The sequence below is a fragment of the Stenotrophomonas sp. YJH_SMC_138 genome (genome assembly GCF_059369855.1).
In genome coordinates this window covers 13,777-31,254 of the sequence record NZ_JCAFTB010000005.1, presented here as the reverse complement: position 1 = coordinate 31,254, position 17,478 = coordinate 13,777, and the positions used below count along the sequence as shown (strand labels likewise).

The following is a 17,478-nucleotide window of genomic DNA, read 5'->3' as shown; positions in this document are numbered from 1 at the left end:
AATCACGCCGCAGCGTTGCGCCGCGATGCGCTGCCGAACAGTTCCAGCAGCTGCTGCGAGCGCTCCTTTGCCGCCCTCTCCGGCGACGCACGCGGTCGCACCAGCAGGAAGTCGTCGGCAGTGGTCGTATTGCCGTGCACCTGCGCCAGCACACTGGTCAGCTGGGCGAGCATCCCCTGCAGGGGCTGGTCCAACGGCTCCAGGCGTGCGAACGCATACATCTCCGAGAGCTGGCGGGAGGTCACTCCCGCCAGCAGGTGGTCCGGATGCGGGAGGCCCAGCCTCCACGCGATCCGGAACTGAAGCCGGCGCTCAGGCCGGCGGATCAGTTTTTTTCCAGCTCTCCCACGGCCGCATCGCCGAGCGCATTGAGCGTCTGCGCGACACGGAACACGCGATCCAGCGCCGCGGCCGATTTCGTGCCCAGCTGGGCCACCTCGTGGTCGGAGAACAGGCGCTCGCCCATTTCATCGACCAGGCACAGGCCGACGAATCGCGCGCGGAAGTCATCCACCTTGGGCGTGTCACCGCCATAGGTCTCCTGCTCCCAGCGATCACGGTCACGCGCCGACATCATCGCCACGCGCACGCTGCCGCCCCATTCGGGTACGGCGACGTCCTCGTGCCGGCGATCCTGCGCGTCCAGGATCTGCTGCTTGCCCAGCAGCATCACGGGGTGCCGCCAGCGGCCACGGTTACCAGCGCGAACTCACGCGGCAGCAGGTCCGCAGTGAACGTCAGCACCTGGTTGGTGCCCGGGGCCACGTTGAAGGCGGCGACCTTGGCGACGAAGGTAGCGGCATCGCCGGTGGGCAGCACCATCAGGAAGTGCAGGTCGGCATCCGGATCGGCGTCGCGCAGGATCTCCTGGCCTGCCGAGCTGCCGACCGGCCAGCGGTGGCCGGACACCTGCACGGCCTGGCCGCCGGACAGACCCGCGATGTTCTCCATCTGCTTCGAACGCAGGTTGGTGGCATCAAGGGTGTTGGCCTGGCCGCGGCCGAACGGGAAGGCGGTCAGGCCGTCGATTTCGGTATAGCCGGCCGGATTGTTCGGCGCGGTCGGGGCGGTACCGGCCTTCACGTACAGCGCGGAGTCCTGGGCGGAAATGGCTTGATTGATGGACATGGTGTTGAATCTCCTGGAAATGAAAAAGCCGCCTTGCGGCGGCTGGGGTTCGGGGTGATCAGGCTCGGGGCTGCCTGCAGTGGGTCATCGTGGCTGGCCCGTCACAGCCACCGGTTGCGCGTTGCGACCCGCAACACGCGGACAACAAAAAAGCCCCCGGCTCGCGCCGGAGGCTTGTATGTCATCGTGGCTGAAAGCTTAGGCTGCGGGTGTGCACCGGTCAATGCAGAAACAGCCCTCTGCACCGCCTTGGGAACGCACTGCCGCAAACCCGCAGCCGCCCGATCCGGCACAGCCGCTGACGCCGCGCTAACCGGCGCAGCGCCGACAATGCAGCTCTGTTCCCAGCAACGAGGAAGATGACGATGGCCGAGTGGATCACCCTGGATACGCATCACGGCCCGGTACGGGCCTGGCAGGCCCTGCCGGAAGGCACCGCGCGCGGCGGACTGGTGGTGGTGCAGGAAATCTTCGGCGCCAACCCGCACATCCGCAGCGTGGCCGAGCGCTTCGCAGCCGAAGGCTATGCGGTGCTGGCGCCCTCGTTCTTCGACCTGGTCGACGGCCCCGACGCCGACCCGGATGCGCTGCCCTACGACGCCGAGGGCGTGAAGCAGGGCCTGGAACGGGTCGGCGCGCTGGGCATGGAACGGGCGCTGGAGGTCGTGCGCGCGGCGGCCACCCGACTGGCGCCCTACGGCAAGGTCGGCACCGTCGGCTACTGCTGGGGCGGCACGGTGGCGATGCTGTCCGCACTGCGCCTGGGGCTGCCGTCGGTCAGCTACTACGGTGCGCGCAACGTGCAGTTCCTCGACGAGGCGCCCAAGGCCCCGGTGATCTTCCACTTCGGCGCCCAGGACCGCAGCATCCCGCCGGAAGCGGTCCAGGCCCACCGCGAGAAGCTGCCGCAGATGGCGACCTACGTCTATCCGGCCGATCACGCCTTCAACCGGGAGGTCGGACATGCGTATGATCCAGACAGCGCCGCCCTGGCGCTGCAACGCACCCTGGACTTCTTCTCGGAGCATCTTGGATGAGCGAATTCGAACTCGATTCACGCCTGGCCACCGATAGCGTGCTGGTGGCGGAAGGACCGTTGTCGCAAGTGCGGCTGATGAACGACGAACGATTCCCCTGGCTGGTGCTGGTACCGCGCCTGGCCGGGGTGACCGAGTGGATCGAGCTGGACGGCGAGCAGCAGGACAAGCTGCGCACCGAGCTCAACCGCGCCTGCAAGGCCCTGAAGGGTGCCGACGGGGTGGAGAAGATCAACATCGGGGCGCTGGGCAACATCGTGCGCCAGCTGCACTTCCATGTCATCGGCCGCCATGACGGTGATCCGGCCTGGCCGGGCCCGGTCTGGGGCAGTGGCCCGGCACACCGCTACGAGCCGGCGGCGCTGGACCAGCATGTCGCCTACTGGAAGGAACGGCTAGGATATCCGGCCCAGTCCTGAGCCTTCGCCGACCCGATGCGATTCAACCTCGTTGCCGCCGTCCTGCTGATCCTGATCGGCCTGTTCATGCTCGCCAGCAATCTCGGCTGGACGCACCTGAACCTGTCCAAGCTGCTGTTGACCTGGTGGCCGGTGGCCCTGGTTGGTGTCGGCATCGCGATGCTGTTCGGTCGCGGCAAATAAGGAAGGCGGCGCATTGCGCCGCCTTCCTTCATGTAGAGCCGAGCCATGCTCGGCTTCAATGCAGGGCAGCCGAGCATGGCTCGGCTCTACAAATCGCCTGCAATCGTCAGGTCCGCGGCAGGGTCACGCCGGTCTGGCCCTGGTACTTGCCGCCACGGTCGCGGTAGGACGTCTCGCAGACGTCATCGGCGGCCGCCTGGAAGAACAGCATCTGTGCCACGCCTTCGTTGGCGTAGATGCGCGCCGGCAGCGGCGTGGTGTTGCTGAATTCCAGGGTGACGTGGCCTTCCCATTCCGGCTCCAGCGGCGTCACGTTGACGATGATGCCGCAGCGCGCGTAGGTGCTCTTGCCCAGGCACACCACCAGGGTATCGCGCGGGATGCGGAAGTACTCGACGGTACGCGCCAGCGCGAAGCTGTTCGGCGGGATGATGCATTCGTCGGCGGTGATGTCGACGAAGCTGCCCGAGTCGAAGTGCTTGGGATCGACGATCGTCGAGTTGATGTTGGTGAACACCTTGAACTCGCGCGAGCAGCGCACGTCATAGCCATAGCTGGACGTGCCATAGCTGACGATGCGCTGGCCGTTGGCCTGCTTCACCTGCCCGGCCTCGAACGGCTCGATCATGCCGTGCTGCTCGGACATGCGGCGGATCCAACGGTCACTCTTGATGCTCATGCTTTGTCCTGGGGGTACGAGGGGGCGCGAGGATTCTAGCAGGGGCCCGGCCTCGGCCGGCGGCCCCTGCCCCGGCCCTTACAGCAGCGACGACAGGATCGGGATCGAAGCCCGCGGGCGCCTGCCCACTTCCTCGATCAGGCGCTGTGCGGCATGTCGGTAGGCCTGGGCCGGCGCCGAATCCGGCTGGGCGACGGTGATCGGCGTGCCTGCATCGCCCTGTTCACGGATGCCGATCTGCAGGGGCAGAGAGCCCAGCAGCGGCACGCCGTACTGCGCGGCCATGCGCTCGCCGCCGCCCTCGCCGAACAGGTGCTCGATGTGCCCGCAACTGCTGCAGGTGTGCACCGCCATGTTCTCGACGATGCCCAGCACCGGCACCTCGACCTTCTCGAACATCTTCAGCGCTTTCTTCGCGTCCAGCGTGGCGATGTCCTGCGGCGTGGTGACGATCACCGCACCGGCCAGCGGAATCTTCTGGGTCAGGGTCAGCTGGATGTCACCGGTGCCCGGCGGCAGGTCGATCAGCAGGAAATCCAGGTCGTCCCACAGGGTGTCGTTGAACAGCTGGGTCATCGCCGAGGTGGCCATCGGGCCCCGCCAGATCATCGGCGTGTCCTCTTCGATCAGGTAGCCGATCGACATGGTGTCCACGCCAAAGGCACGCAACGGCTCGATGCTCTTGTTGTCCGGGCTTTCCGGGCGACCGGACAGGCCCAGCATGGCCGGCACGCTCGGCCCGTAGATGTCCGCATCGAGCACGCCCACGCGCGCACCGAGCTGCTGCAGCGCCACGGCCAGGTTCACCGAGGTGGTGGACTTGCCGACGCCGCCCTTGCCCGAACCGACCGCGATCACGTTGCGGATGCGGGCATGCGGCGTAAGTCCCTTCTGGACCTGGCTGACATGGGGACGGCGGGGAGAACTGTTCACAACGGGCACCGGCGGGGTCAGGGGGATAACCCGACATCATACAAGCTGGATGCAAGCTGACTGAAATTCAGGAATGCGACAGATTCGTGCACAGATTGTTAAGTTCATGTTACGTTCGATGAGCACTGTTTTGAGCTGCGGAGCCGGATATTCCAGCCCGCGCGATGGCGCATGCGCAGTGCCGTTTTTGTTTTTGCTCTCCAATGGAATTACATGAAACACGTCAGCAATACCGCACGTCGCAACACGCTCGCCGTCGCCCTGATGTCCGCTCTGATGGCCGCCGCCCCGGCAATGGCCCAGGACAAGGCGACCAACCTGGACAAGATCACCGTCACCGGTTCGCTGATCCCGCAGACCCAGGTCGAAACCCAGACCCCGGTGATGTCCATCACCGCCGAAGACATCCAGACCCGCGGCTTCAGCAGCGTTGCTGAAGTTCTGCAGCAGTCGTCGCTGACCACCGGCGGCCTGCAGGGTGGACAGACCTCGGGTGCGTTCACCCAGGGCGCCGAAGCCGCCGGCATGTTCGGCCTGAACCCGGGCTACACCAAGTACCTGATCAACGGCCGCCCGATGCTCTCGTATCCGGCGCTGTACAACGGCAGCGAGTCGTTCAACAACATCAGCGGCATTCCGATCGACATCGTCGAGCGCATCGAGGTCCTGCCGGGCGGCCAGTCGTCGCTGTACGGCTCGGACGCGATCGCCGGCGTGGTCAACATCATCCTGAAGGAACGCATGGACGGCGGCACGATGTCGATCCGTGGCGGCACCTACACCGAAGGTGGTGGCAGCAACATCCGCTTCAGCGCCGCCAAGGGCTTCAACGCATTCGACGACCGCTTCCACGCGCTGGTCAACGTGCAGATCGAAAACGGCAGCCCGATCTGGGGCTACCAGCGTGACATCACCAAGCAGAACAACCCGGTCGGTTACACCGCACAGCTGCCGTCGAACGACTTTGCCGTCATCGGCAACGCCGACAACAAGCTGTACATGATGGACCCGACCCGCTGCGCCAACGTCGCAGGCCTGTACGACGGCACCACCACCGTCGGCAAGCGTGCATCGGGCGAATCGTGCGGCTCGGTGTACAGCGCCGGCTACAAGACCCTGAAGAACGGCAAGAACAGCGGCCAGTTCTACTCGTCGATGACCTTCGACGTGAACGACAACTTCCAGCTGTTCGCCGATGTGCTGTACAGCAAGGAAAAGACCGAGTTCACCTCCGGCTCCAGCGCCCTGTGGTGGGGCACCAAGTCGGTGATGGGCGGCTTCTACGACCAGGGCCTGGGCAAGGTCGTGAACCTGCAGCGCGCCTTCGCACCGGAAGAAATCGGCCCGGGCCACTACAACAACATCCTGAACTCCGATGAGAGCCGTTCCTACCAGGTTACCTTGGGTGGCAAGGGCATGGTCGGCGACTGGGACTACAGCGCCAGCTTCACCCGCGGCGAATACCGCCTGGACCAGAACCGCTTCGCGCGCTGGAAGGACAAGATCGAAGGCTTCTTCGGCGACACCGTGCTGGGCCCGCGCCTGGGTACCACCGCTGATGGCTTCGGCATCTACAACCCGGACTACGCTGCGTTCTACTCGCCGATCACCCCGGACCAGTTCGCCAGCTTCACCGGCTATGGCACCCACCGCAGCAAGACCTGGCAGAACCTGGGTCGCGTGCAGGTGACCAACGGGTCGCTGTTCTCCCTGCCGGGCGGCGACGCCGGCCTGGCCGTGGTGCTGGAAGGTGGCAGCGAAGGTTGGGATTACTCGCCCGACCAGGCCTTCGTCGATGGTAACGCCTGGGGCGCCACCGCCGTGGCCGGTGCCGGCCACCGCAGCAACTACGCGGTGACCAGCGAACTGCGCATGCCGGTGTTCGAGTCGCTGACCATCAGCGCCTCGGGCCGCTACGACGCCTTCAAGATCGCCGACAAGACCGTTGACAAGGCCACCTACAGCATCGGCCTGGAATACCGCCCGGTTGAGAGCCTGCTGCTGCGCGGCAAGTACGGCACCGCATTCCGTGCGCCGACCCTGTCCGATGCCTTCCAGGGCATGAGCGGCTCGTTCGCCTCCGGCCAGAACGACTACTACCGCTGCAGCCAGATGGGCTACGCGCTGCGTGACGAAGCCTGCTCGTTCTACAAGACCACCTCGGTGTACAGCGAAAAGTCCGGCAACCCGGACCTGAAGCCGATCACCGCCGACGTGTGGAGCGCGGGCGTGGTGTGGGCCCCGGTGAGCAACTTCTCGCTGTCGGTCGACTACTACAACTGGAAGATCAAGAACGAGGTCAAGACCCTGAGCACCGACCAGCTGCTGCTGGCCGAGTACCAGTGCCGCAACGGCCTGCCGAACAACACCTCGGCCAGCTGCCAGAACGTGACCGACTGGGTGTCCCGCGACGCCGGTGGCAACCTGGCCCGCGTGTACACCCCGAAGCTCAACGTGGCCAGCCAGAACCTGGAAGCGGTGACCGTCGGCGCCAAGTACCAGCAGGACCTGGGCCGCTTCGGTTCGCTGATGTTCTCGGGCAACTACACCAACATGCTGAAGCGTGAAGTGGTGCCGCTGCCGGGCGCACAGAAGCTGGATCTGCTGAGCGATCCGTACAACATGTGGTACTACGACAACTTCGCCAAGGTGCGCGGCGATGTGTCGGTGGGCTGGGCCATCTCCAAGTTCACCACCACCCTGTACGCCAACTACGTCGGCAGCACCCCGAACTACCTGGCCTACACCGGCCGCAGCTATGACTACGTCCACTCCTCCGGCGCCAAGGCCGGCAAGTGGGGCTCGTACACCACCTACAACATGAGCCTGAACTACCAGGCGCAGGACGATCTGACCCTGTCGCTGATGGTCAACAACGTGTTCAACAAGCTGCCGGAAGGCCAGCGCTACAACTACCCGGGCAACGAATCGACCCCGTTCAACGACGGCTTCTACAGCGTCTACGGCCGTCAGATCTCGGCCCAGGTCAAGTACGACTTCTGATCCCCGTCGTATTCCGGACTGCGTGTCTGGACCAGGCCCCGCTTCGGCGGGGCCTTTTTTTTGTCCGTCGCACAACACGGCCACATCCCGTTCACGGTTCAGACACCTTTGACATGAACCGAAACAAATCAATACATATCAATGAGATGAGGTAGAAATGGGCGCTCCTGTCACCGCAAGGCGCGCACATCACCCACAGCTTCATGACTCCCTCGTGAACGTTTGACAGGCTCGGTTAATGTCGTGTTAATCTCGGGTCATCGGCGCGTGAAGCCGGTACCAGCGCCGGGTGGCAGCACGCTGCCGACCCCGGGCAAGGGGCACACGGAGACGCCGACAAGGACCTGTCCCGGTGTACGACGCAATCATTCGATTCAAGGGGATTTCAGATGATCAATCGCAAGTCGCTCAGCAAGCATCCGCTGAGCTTCGCCCTCGCCTCCGCCGTGCTGCTCGCTGCGGCCGCCCCGGCGATCGCACAGGACGCCTCGGGCTCGACGCAGACCACCGAAGAGGCATCCAAGTCCAAGGCCACCAATCTGGATACGGTGACCGTCACCGGCTCGCGCATCAGCCGCGACGTGTTCAACTCGGTCTCGCCGGTGCAGGTCGTCACCCGTGAAGAAACCACCCTGGCCGGCTTCAACTCGACCACGGCGGCCCTGCAGAGCACCGCGGTCACCGCCGGTGCGGCGCAGATCAACAACGCCTATGGCGGCTACGTCACCGACGGTGGCCCGGGCGCCAACACCCTGGGCCTGCGCGGCCTCGGCCCGACCCGCACGCTGATCCTGCTCAATGGCCGCCGCGTGTCGCCGGCCGGTACCCGCGGCTCGGTGGGCTCGACCGACCTGAACGTGCTGCCGAACTCGATCGTCGACCGCGTCGAAATCCTGAAGGACGGTGCGTCCTCGATCTACGGCTCCGACGCCGTTGCCGGCGTAATCAACATCATCACCAAGAAGAAGGTCGATGGCGTCAGCTTCGAAGCACAGCACAACGCCACCGATGGCGGCGGCGGTGAAGAGCGCCGTTACTCCATCATGTTCGGTGCCACCGGCGAGCGCTCGCACTTCTCCGGCTCCTATGAGTACTACACCCGCAACGAGCTGACCCTGGCCGACCGCAGCTGGGCCGGTGGCTGCCCGACCGACATGTACCGCGACATCGACGCGGGCGACTATTGGGGCAGCGGCGACTTCATCGACCCGCTGACCGGCAAGCCGAAGTGCTGGTCGCTCGATGCCGGCGGCACCACGCTGAACACCATCGGCACCAACACCCGTACCGGTGTTGCGGCCCCGGGCGGCGCCGGCACCCGCTTCAACCGCTGGCGCCCGAATGCGGCCATCACCACCGGCCTGGTGGGCTACGAAGGCGTGGACCTGAACACCCGCGACACCTTCGATCCGGCCATGCGCAACCAGTCGCTGATCTCGCCGACCAAGACCCACACCCTGTACCTGCAGGGTGGCTTCGACCTCAACGCACTGGGCGATGCCGAGCTGTACTACGAGTTCCTGGGCAACAAGCGCAAGTCGACCCAGACCGGCTATCGCCAGCTGACCCTGGACTATGCCGTGGGCAGCCCGCTGATCCCGGCCAACCTGCGTGACAGCGTTGCCGGTGCTCCGACCGACCAGACCAGCGGCAAGAACCTGGGCGTGCGTGCGTTCATCGGTTTCGGCAACGACACCAACAAGCAGAACGTCGACTTCCTGCGCTTCAATGCCGGCCTGCGTGGCCACCTGAGCTCGGAGTGGAACTATGACTTCAACGTCATGCACTCGCGCAGCGACGCCGACTACACCTTCGAGAGCTTCCTGACCAGCCGCCTGCGCCAGAGCCTGGACGTGGTCTCCAACGGTGCCGGTGGCTATGTCTGCCGCGACGGCTCCAACGGCTGCATCGCCGCGCCGGCGCTGAACACCAACACCATCGGTGGCAAGCTGCCGCAGGACTGGAAGGACTGGGTGTTCGTGCCGGTCACCGGCAACACGCTGTACAAGGAAACCACGGTCAACTTCAACGTCAACGGCCCGCTGTTCGACATGCCGTACGGCTCGGCCGGTGGTGCGTTCGGCGTCGAGTACCGCAAGGCACGCATCGACGACACCCCGTCGCCGTACTCGATCAATGCCGACCTGTACAACCTGACCAACGCCACCCCGACCCGCGGTTCGGACTCGGTGTTCGAAGCCTACGGCGAACTGGAACTGCCGCTGCTGTCCGGCGTCACCGCTGCCGAGGAACTGACGGTCAACCTGTCCGGCCGCTACACCGACTACAAGTCCTACGGCTCGGACGAGACCTACAAGATCGGCGCGCTGTGGACCCCGGTGAAGTGGCTGTCGTTCCGTGCGTCGTACGGCACCTCCTACCGCGCACCGGCGCTGTTCGAACAGTTCCTGGGCGGCACCACCGGCTTCCTGAGCAGCAGTGCCGACCCCTGCAACGAGTATGGTGATCGCAACCCGAGCTCGCCGCGTTACCAGAACTGCGCATCGCTGGGCCTGGCACCGGACTACCTGGCCACCCAGGGCGTGACCGTGGTCACCCAGGGTGGTGCCGAGGCCGGCCTGGAAGCCGAAACCTCCAAGGCCAAGACCCTGGGCGTGGTGATCCAGCCGGAATTCGGCAGCGGCTTCGGTGACCTGTCCTTCGCCGCCGACTACTTCGACATCGAAGTGAAGAACGGCGTCGACAGCGCGGGCGGCGCGAACATCCTGTCGCGCTGCTACGACAGCGGCAGTGCCGACTTCTCCTCCGGTTCGGGTCTGTGCCGCCTGGTGGCCCGCAACCCGGTCAACAACCAACTGGTGGTGACCAACGGCTTCATCAACCTGTCCACCGACAAGGTCCGTGGCCTGGACTTCACCACCCGCTATGTCCGCGAAATCGGCCCGGGCACCCTGCGCACCACGCTGCAGTTCACCCACTACCTGGAACAGGCCAGCAAGGTCTTCTCCGACGATCCGCTGGTGGACTACAACGGCATGCTGTCGCGTCCGGAAAACACCGCCTCGCTGGACCTGAGCTACAAGTGGAAGAACTGGCAGGTGCGTTACGGCCTGGACTGGATCGACAAGATGGACAGCTACGCGTACTACGAGGAGCGCAACCCGGGTGACTTCGATCCGGCCACCTCGGCGTACAAGCTGTACACCCCGAACTACTTCCTGCAGGCCATCTCGGTGAAGTATGAAGCGGACAAGTGGTCGGTCACCGGTGGCGTGCGCAACTTCGCCGACCGCAAGCCGCCGACCATCTCGCAGGGTGTCTACAGCACCGTCGGCAACGCGCTGCTGTACAGCGGCTTCGACTACTTCGGTCGCAGCTACTTCCTGAACATCACGCGTTCGTTCTGATCCTGCTCCCTGCAACCGCCGCCCTTCGGGGCGGCGGTTCCATTTCAGGCACCGGATTCTCCGCAGGCCGGTGCCAACGCATTCCGAGGTTGCAATGAAGCGAGCCCTGCTGCTGGCGGCCCTGGCCAGCCTTTCACCGTTGCTGCACGCCAAGCCTGTGGCGCCCACCATCGAACAGATGGCCGCCTTCCCGGCCATCTCCAGCCTGTCGTTGTCACCAGACGGAAAACACATCGCCGGCCTTCGCGCCGATGGCGAGGAGCGCGTGATCGTGGTTTGGCGGACCGATGCACTGGACAAGCCACCCACGGTGATCGGCGCCAACCGCATGAAGTTCCACAGCGTGTCGTTCATCAAGAACGGACAGCTGGCCGTCGTGCTGTGGCAACCCTACGACCTGCGCGCCGACCGGGTGACCAAGACCTTCGTCAGCAAGTTCTTCATCACCGACATCGAAGGCAAGCAGTGGAAGGAGCCGATCACGCCGCCGCGCGCCTCCAGTCGCAATGAAGAGCTCGAGCAGGCACTGGCCAACGCCACGGTGCTCGACACCCTGCCCAACGATCCCGACCACATCCTGGTGGTCAACGGTTCGGGCAGCAGTTCCGGTGACGTCTACAAGGTCGACCTGCGCAACTTCACCTCCCAGCGCATCCAGAAGACCGAAGAGCGCGTGGCGGGCTATATCACCGACCTGGACAGTGAACTGCGGGCACGCCTGCGGCAGGACGTCGACGGTACCGGCGCCTACGTCGCCACCGAGTTCCGCTCGCCTGCCAACGGTGCCTGGGAGGAGCATTTCCGCTCCTACGTGAAGAACCGCGACGTCAACCAGGTGATCGGCTTTGCCGATGATCCGAACATCGCGTTCGTACTCAGCAATGTCGGCCGCGACAAATCAATCGTCTACGAGTACGACATCACGGCCCGCAAGCAGAAGGAAGTGCTGTTCGAGCACAAACTGTTCAACGCCGGCTCGATGCTGATCAACCGCCACCGGAGCGGTGCGGTACCCTTCGGCGAGATCATGGGAATCGGCTACGCCGGTCCGCGCGGCGACGACATCCAGTGGACCTCTCCGCGCATGAAGGCCCTGGACCAGGGGCTGCGCCAGGCGCTTGGCATCCGCCAGGAGCCGCTGGCGATGGTCGATACCGCGAACGGCCAGCGCTACACCGCCAACTACGATACAGGCCTGAGCTACCGCATCGTCGACTACACCGCCGATCTTTCCAATGTGCTGGTGGCTACCTCCGGCCCTTCCAACCCGCCCGAGTATCACCTGCTGCACGACGGCAAGCTGACCCTGCTGGCCAAGACCTATCCGCAGATCCAGCCAGCCGCGCTGGGCACCACCCGGCTGGTCTACTACAAGGCACGCGACGGGCTGGACATTCCGGCATTCCTGACCACGCCCAGCACCGAGCTGTGCGGTGCCGGCCCGTGGAAAGCCGTGGTGCATCCGCACGGCGGCCCGTGGGCACGCGATGGCATGGACTTCGACGGCTCGATGTGGGTACCGCTGATGGCATCACGCTGCATGGCGGTACTGCGCCCGCAGTTCCGCGGCTCGGCCGACTGGGGCCGCAAGCTGTGGATGGCCGGTGATGCCGAATGGGGCCAGAAGATGCAGGACGACAAGGACGATGGCGCGCAGTGGATGATCGACCAGAAGATCGCCCAGCCCGGCCACATCGCCATGTTCGGCTTCTCCTATGGCGGCTACTCGGCGTTCGCGGCTTCGGTGCGTCCCAATGGCCTGTACAAGTGCGCCATCGCCGGTGCCGGCGTTTCGGACATCAAGAAGATCTGGTCGCGCTTCTATACCAACCCGTTCTTCCGCCAGGCCCAGGCGCCGACCGTGGCCGGCCTCAACCCGGTCGACAAGGCCGGTGAAATGAAGATTCCATTGATGGTCTACCACGGTGACCGCGACCGCACGGTGCCGATCGAGCAGTCGGAGTGGTTCGTGAACAAGGCCAGGGGTTCGGGGCAGCCGGTCGAGTTCCACGCCATCGCCGACTACGCGCATGGTCCCGCCTGGACCCGCGCGATCATGGGTGACCAGCTCAGGCTGATCGACGACTACCTGGGCAAGGGCTGCGGCGGCGGCGGCCTGTAAGCCGCACCGCTTCCTGCGAGGGCGCCCACGGGGCGCCCTTGCACGTTCTAGCCCTTGCGCCCGGACATGACCTTCGACACCCTTGCAGGCCAGGCCGGCGGCGTATCGTTCGGCCCACGGCCGTACCTGCGGCTTCTCCCTGACTCACTCGGCCTGGAGGCCAAGAATAGTGATGACGCGCACTCCCAAGATCGTCCTGCTCAGCCTGGCCGTGTCGGCCGTGCTGGCCGGCTGCGGCAAGAACGAAACCCCGGCCAAGGATGCCGCGCCCCCCGCCCCGGCCACCGCCGAAGCCACCACCTACAAGCTGGACGACAGCAAGCTGCCGGCCTACAACGCCTTCCAGCCGAGCGACCTGGACACCACCAAGGACGCGTGCACCGCCTTCGGCGACTACGTCAACAGCAAGTGGCTGGCCGCCAATGAAATCCCGGGCGACCGCACCAGCTGGGGCGCGTTCACCATCCTCGACGAGCGTTCGGTGGCCGTGCAGCACCAGCTGGCCGAACAGGTTGCGCAGGTCAAGAACCCGAACCACATCGAGAAGATCGTCGGCGACCTGTGGGCCACCGGCATGGACGAAGCCAAGATCAACGCCCAGGGCATCGAGCCGCTGAAGGCCGACCTGGCTGCGATCGACGGCCTGCAGGACAAGGCGGCCATCGCCAACTACCTGCGCACCAGCGCCGCCAAGGGTGACAACCTCCTGTTCGGCTTCGGCGCTGAAGCCGACTTCAAGAACTCCGGCGTGAACATGGCCTATGCCAGCCAGGGCGGCCTGGGCCTGCCGGATACCACCTACTACACCGATGCCAAGAACGCCGACAAGCTGAAGGCCTATCAGGCGCATGTCGCCAAGGTGCTGGAGCTGTCCGGCGTGGCCGCGGCCGATGCAGCCAAGCAGGCCGAGGACGTGGTCAAGTTCGAAACCCGCCTGGCCAAGGCCTCCAAGTCGCGCGTGGAGCTGTCGCGCAACGTCGAGCTGTACTACAACCCGGTCACCCTGGCCGACGCCGACAAGCTGACCCCGAATTTCAGCTGGACCGAGTTCTTCAAGTCGCAGGGCGTGGCCGCGCCGGAGAAATTCTCGCTGGCCATGCCGGCCTTCCATGAGGAAGTGAGCAAGTCGCTGGCCGACACCGATCCGTCGGTGTGGCGCGCCTACCTGCGCTTCCACACCGTGGACAGCGCCTCGCCGTACCTGGCCGATGCCTTCGTGCAGGAGAACTACGAGTTCTACGGCAAGACCCTCAACGGCCAGAAGGAGCAGAAGCCGCGCTGGAAGCGTGTGCTGGGCACCATCGAAAACGATGCCGGTGAAGCCTTCGGCCAGCTGTACGTGAAGGTTGCCTTCTCGCCGGAAGCGAAGGCGAAGATGGAAGAACTGGTGAAGAACCTGGCCGCCTCGCTGAAGGACCGCATCCAGGGCCTGAGCTGGATGAGCGAGGAAACCAAGGCCAAGGCCATCGCCAAGTGGGAAACCTTCACCCCGAAGATCGGTTACCCGGACAAGTGGCGCGACTGGTCGGGCCTGCAGACCCAGCGCGACAGCTACCTGGGCAACGTGCGCGCGGCCAACGAGTTCAACTACAAGTTCAACCTGTCCAAGATCGGCAAGCCGGTGGACAAGACCGAGTGGGGCATGACCCCGCAGACCGTCAACGCCTACTACAACCCGCTGCAGAACGAGATCGTGTTCCCGGCCGCCATCCTGCAGCCGCCGTTCTTCGATCCGAAGGCCGACGACGCGCTGAACTACGGCGGCATCGGTGCGGTGATCGGCCATGAGATGACCCACGGTTACGACGACCAGGGCGCACGCTTCGGGCCGACCGGCAACATGGAAGACTGGTGGACCCCGGCCGACAAGAAGAACTTCGAAGGCCTCACCGGCAAGCTGGTCAAGCAGTTCGACCAGTACAAGGTCGACGGCCAGGCAGTGAACGGCCACCTGACCCTGGGCGAGAACATCGCCGACCTGGGCGGCCTGGCCACCGCCTACGACGCCCTGCAGAAGGCGACCGCCGGCAAGGAAGATGCGAAGGTCGACGGCTTCACCCGCGACCAGCGCTTCTTCTTCAACTGGGCCACCGTGTGGCGCACCAAGTACACCCCGGAAAACGCCAAGGTCCGCCTGGCCACCGACCCGCACGCCCCGGCGCAGTTCCGTGCCATGGGTGCGCCGTCGAACCTGCCGACCTTCGCTGCCGCGTTCCAGTGCAAGGCCGGTTCGCCGATGGCCCGCACCGGCGAGCAGCAGGTGGTGATCTGGTAAGCCACGGCTGACGCTGCGGCAGACCTGCAAAGGCCCGGGAATCCCGGGCCTTTGTTTTTCACAGCGCCCGTCATCCATGCATGGCTCAGGCCGTTGGTAGATGCCGACCCTGGTCGGCGCACGGCCCAGCGGCGCCACCGTGACGCGTGCATGCCGCGCCCATGCACGGCTTGCTATAGTGCGCGCGCCCTCAATCCATCACGGATTCGTTCCACATGCCCAATTTCCGTCCGCTTGCCATCGCCCTGGGCATCAGCCTGGCGACGCTGGTCCCGACCCACGATGCGTTCGCCGCCAAGAAGAAGGCCGCGCGCGCCCCGGCCGTCAGCGCCCAGTGCAGCGACTTCTACGACGCCACCAACGCAGGCTGGCTGAAGGCCAACCCGGTGCCGCAGACCGGTGCCACCACCGCGCTCGGCCAGCTGGTCGAGCGCAGCCGCCAGCAGCAGCGTGAACTGCTCGACGCCGCGATGAAGTCGCCGCAGGGCAACGTGCAGAAGCTGCTGGGCGACTTCTGGGCCAGCGGCCTGGACGAAGCCGCCGTGGAAGCGGACGGCTCCAACCCGATCGCGCCGCTACTGACCCGCATCAACGCCATCAAGAAGGCCAAGGATGTGCCGGCCTCGATCGCCGCGCTGCACCAGGTGGGCATCCCGGTGGCCTTCAACTTCGGCCCGGACGTCGACCTGAAGGCACTGGACCGCCACATCGGTTACTTCATGCAGGGCGGCATGGGCCTGCCGGACCCGGCGTTCTATACCCGCACCGACGCCGATACCGTGGCGCTGATGGGGCGCTACCGCAACTACGTCAAGCAGATCCTGGCGCTGACCGGCACCCCGGCGGCCAGGCTCGATGCCGAATCGCAGTCGGTGATCGCGCTGGAGACCGAGCTGGCGCGCAATGCGCAATCGCTGGCCGGCATCAACAACCCGTTCAACAACTACGCGCCGATCTCCACCAAGGAGCTCAACAGCCGTTACCGCAACCTGCAGCTGGACGCGTTCCTGAAGGCACAGGGCGTGGACGACGACCTGGTCTCGCTGGCCGACCCGGGCCTGTTCAAGCAGCTCGATGGCATGGTCACCAAGCTCAAGCCGGACCAGTGGAAGGCCTACCTGCGCTGGCGCGTGGGCGACTCGATGGCACCGTACCTGTCCAAGGCCTACCGCGACGCGGAGTTTGAATTCCGTGGCCGCGTGCTGCGTGGCGAAACGCTGCCGCCGCAGCGCTGGGAAGACGTGCTGGAGGCGATCAACGTGGCCGCCGGCCCGATGGTCGGCCGCGAATATGCGGCCCGTTACCTGTCGGCCGAAGACCGTCGCCAGGCGGCGTGGATCGTCGACAAGCTGCGCGAAGTGCAGATCGAGGCGGTCAAGAACAACAGCTGGATGAGCGCCGAAGCCAAGACCGAAGCGCAGGCCAAGCTGGCTGCGCTGAAGATCGAGATCGGCACCCCGTTGCGCGACCTCGACTACAGCGTGCAGCCGATGGGCCGCGGTTCGTTCGGCGGCAACATGCTGATCGCGTCGACCTGGCGCCACCGCGAGGAAATGAAGCGCATCGGCAAGGGCAACGCCGACCGCCGCTGGGACGTGCTGCCGCAGCAGCCGTCGCTGGCCTACGACCTGGCACAGAACCGCCTGATCGTTACCGCGGCGATCCTGCAGGGCCCGGTGTTCAATGCCAAGGCCGACGCCGCCGACAAGTTCGGCAGCTTCGGTGGCCTGGTCGGCCATGAGCTGACCCGTGCGATCGACGCCAAGGGTGCACTGGTCGACGCCAAGGGCGAACTGCGCAGCTGGTGGACCCCGGCCGACAAGACCGCCTGGACCCTGCTTGGCAACCGCGTGGCCGCGCAGTACAGCGCCTACGATTTCCCGGGCGTGAAGGGTGCCAAGGTCAACGGCACGCTCACCCAGGAAGAGAACCTGGCCGACATCGCCGGTCTGGAACTGGCCTGGGCGGCCTATACCGCGCAGGAGCCGAAGGCCAAGCCGGCACAGCAGCAGGGCTTCTTCCGCGCCTGGTCGGCGTTGTGGGCACAGCAGCTGTCGCCGAACGAGGCCGTGCGCCGCCTGACCGCCGACATCCGCGCGCCGGGCCTGTGGCGCAGCAACGGCACGCTGGCCAACCTGCCGGCATTCGGTGCCACCTTCAGCTGCAAGGCCGGCCAGCCGATGCAGCGCAGCGAAGCCGACCAGATCAAGGTCTGGCGCTGAGCCACGCGCACTACCCGTAGTACAGGGGGCGCCTTCGGGCGCCCTTTTTTGCGGGTGCAGCACGATCCCGGGTTAACACCGCGCGTGCTATCGCTGCGGCTTCGTCCAT

Annotated in this window: 13 protein-coding genes; 8 read left to right on the top strand and 5 right to left on the bottom strand. The window is 65.4% G+C overall.

The annotated features are described in order from the left end of the window. Nucleotides 1–2 precede the first annotated feature (2 nt). From AC5P7I_RS12185 to AC5P7I_RS12175, 3 genes are all read right to left on the bottom strand, one after another. Nucleotides 3–245, bottom strand: a complete 243-nt coding sequence (locus AC5P7I_RS12185; RefSeq protein ID WP_227864145.1) for a phage tail assembly protein T — start codon at nucleotides 243–245, stop codon at nucleotides 3–5. Nucleotides 246–325: 80 nt separating this feature from the next. Beyond that, entirely contained in the window at nucleotides 326–670 is a 345-nt protein-coding gene (locus AC5P7I_RS12180) for a hypothetical protein (RefSeq protein ID WP_014647908.1), read from the bottom strand. After that, nucleotides 670–1,128, bottom strand: a complete 459-nt coding sequence (locus AC5P7I_RS12175; protein WP_014037992.1) for a hypothetical protein — start codon at nucleotides 1,126–1,128, stop codon at nucleotides 670–672. Before AC5P7I_RS12175 ends, AC5P7I_RS12180 begins: the two co-directional genes overlap by 1 nt. 365 nt (nucleotides 1,129–1,493) lie before the next feature. On the opposite strand from AC5P7I_RS12175, the gene AC5P7I_RS12170 reads away from it, so the two are divergent. The 3 genes from AC5P7I_RS12170 to AC5P7I_RS12160 are packed head-to-tail and all read left to right on the top strand — an operon-like array spanning nucleotide 1,494 to nucleotide 2,767. Beyond that, the gene (locus tag AC5P7I_RS12170; protein WP_014647909.1) at nucleotides 1,494–2,165 is read left to right on the top strand and encodes a dienelactone hydrolase family protein; all 672 of its coding nucleotides are present in this window, start codon (nucleotides 1,494–1,496) and stop codon (nucleotides 2,163–2,165) included. Further along, nucleotides 2,162–2,584, top strand: coding sequence for an HIT domain-containing protein (locus AC5P7I_RS12165; protein ID WP_014647910.1), 423 nt, complete (start codon nucleotides 2,162–2,164; stop codon nucleotides 2,582–2,584). The genes AC5P7I_RS12170 and AC5P7I_RS12165 overlap by 4 nt, the downstream gene beginning before the upstream one ends. 15 nt (nucleotides 2,585–2,599) lie before the next feature. Continuing rightward, complete coding sequence (locus AC5P7I_RS12160) at nucleotides 2,600–2,767, top strand: LiaI-LiaF-like domain-containing protein (RefSeq protein WP_005418011.1); 168 nt, start codon at nucleotides 2,600–2,602, stop codon at nucleotides 2,765–2,767. Nucleotides 2,768–2,873: 106 nt separating this feature from the next. Here the strand turns inward: AC5P7I_RS12160 and dcd are convergent, their stop codons facing one another. Then, nucleotides 2,874–3,446 carry a dCTP deaminase gene (gene dcd, locus AC5P7I_RS12155; protein ID WP_014037995.1) on the bottom strand — a complete coding sequence of 191 codons (573 nt, stop codon included), beginning with the start codon at nucleotides 3,444–3,446 and terminating at the stop codon, nucleotides 2,874–2,876. A 78-nt stretch (nucleotides 3,447–3,524) separates the two neighbouring features. Then, nucleotides 3,525–4,379 (bottom strand): iron-sulfur cluster carrier protein ApbC, encoded by an 855-nt coding sequence (gene apbC / locus AC5P7I_RS12150; RefSeq protein WP_014647911.1) that lies wholly within the window; start codon nucleotides 4,377–4,379, stop codon nucleotides 3,525–3,527. A gap of 213 nt (nucleotides 4,380–4,592) precedes the next feature. On the opposite strand from apbC, the gene AC5P7I_RS12145 reads away from it, so the two are divergent. From AC5P7I_RS12145 to AC5P7I_RS12125, 5 genes are all read left to right on the top strand, one after another. Further along, nucleotides 4,593–7,382 carry a TonB-dependent receptor plug domain-containing protein gene (locus AC5P7I_RS12145; RefSeq protein WP_014647912.1) on the top strand — a complete coding sequence of 930 codons (2,790 nt, stop codon included), beginning with the start codon at nucleotides 4,593–4,595 and terminating at the stop codon, nucleotides 7,380–7,382. 389 nt (nucleotides 7,383–7,771) lie between these two features. Next, complete coding sequence (locus AC5P7I_RS12140) at nucleotides 7,772–10,750, top strand: TonB-dependent receptor plug domain-containing protein (RefSeq protein ID WP_014647913.1); 2,979 nt, start codon at nucleotides 7,772–7,774, stop codon at nucleotides 10,748–10,750. Between the two features lie 94 nt (nucleotides 10,751–10,844). After that, complete coding sequence (locus tag AC5P7I_RS12135) at nucleotides 10,845–12,872, top strand: alpha/beta hydrolase family protein (protein ID WP_262088022.1); 2,028 nt, start codon at nucleotides 10,845–10,847, stop codon at nucleotides 12,870–12,872. A gap of 172 nt (nucleotides 12,873–13,044) precedes the next feature. Beyond that, nucleotides 13,045–15,147: a M13 family metallopeptidase gene (locus tag AC5P7I_RS12130; protein WP_262088023.1), complete on the top strand. Its 2,103-nt coding sequence runs from the start codon at nucleotides 13,045–13,047 to the stop codon at nucleotides 15,145–15,147. A 215-nt stretch (nucleotides 15,148–15,362) separates the two neighbouring features. Continuing rightward, nucleotides 15,363–17,369, top strand: coding sequence for a M13 family metallopeptidase (locus AC5P7I_RS12125; protein ID WP_069116157.1), 2,007 nt, complete (start codon nucleotides 15,363–15,365; stop codon nucleotides 17,367–17,369). Nucleotides 17,370–17,478 lie beyond the last annotated feature (109 nt).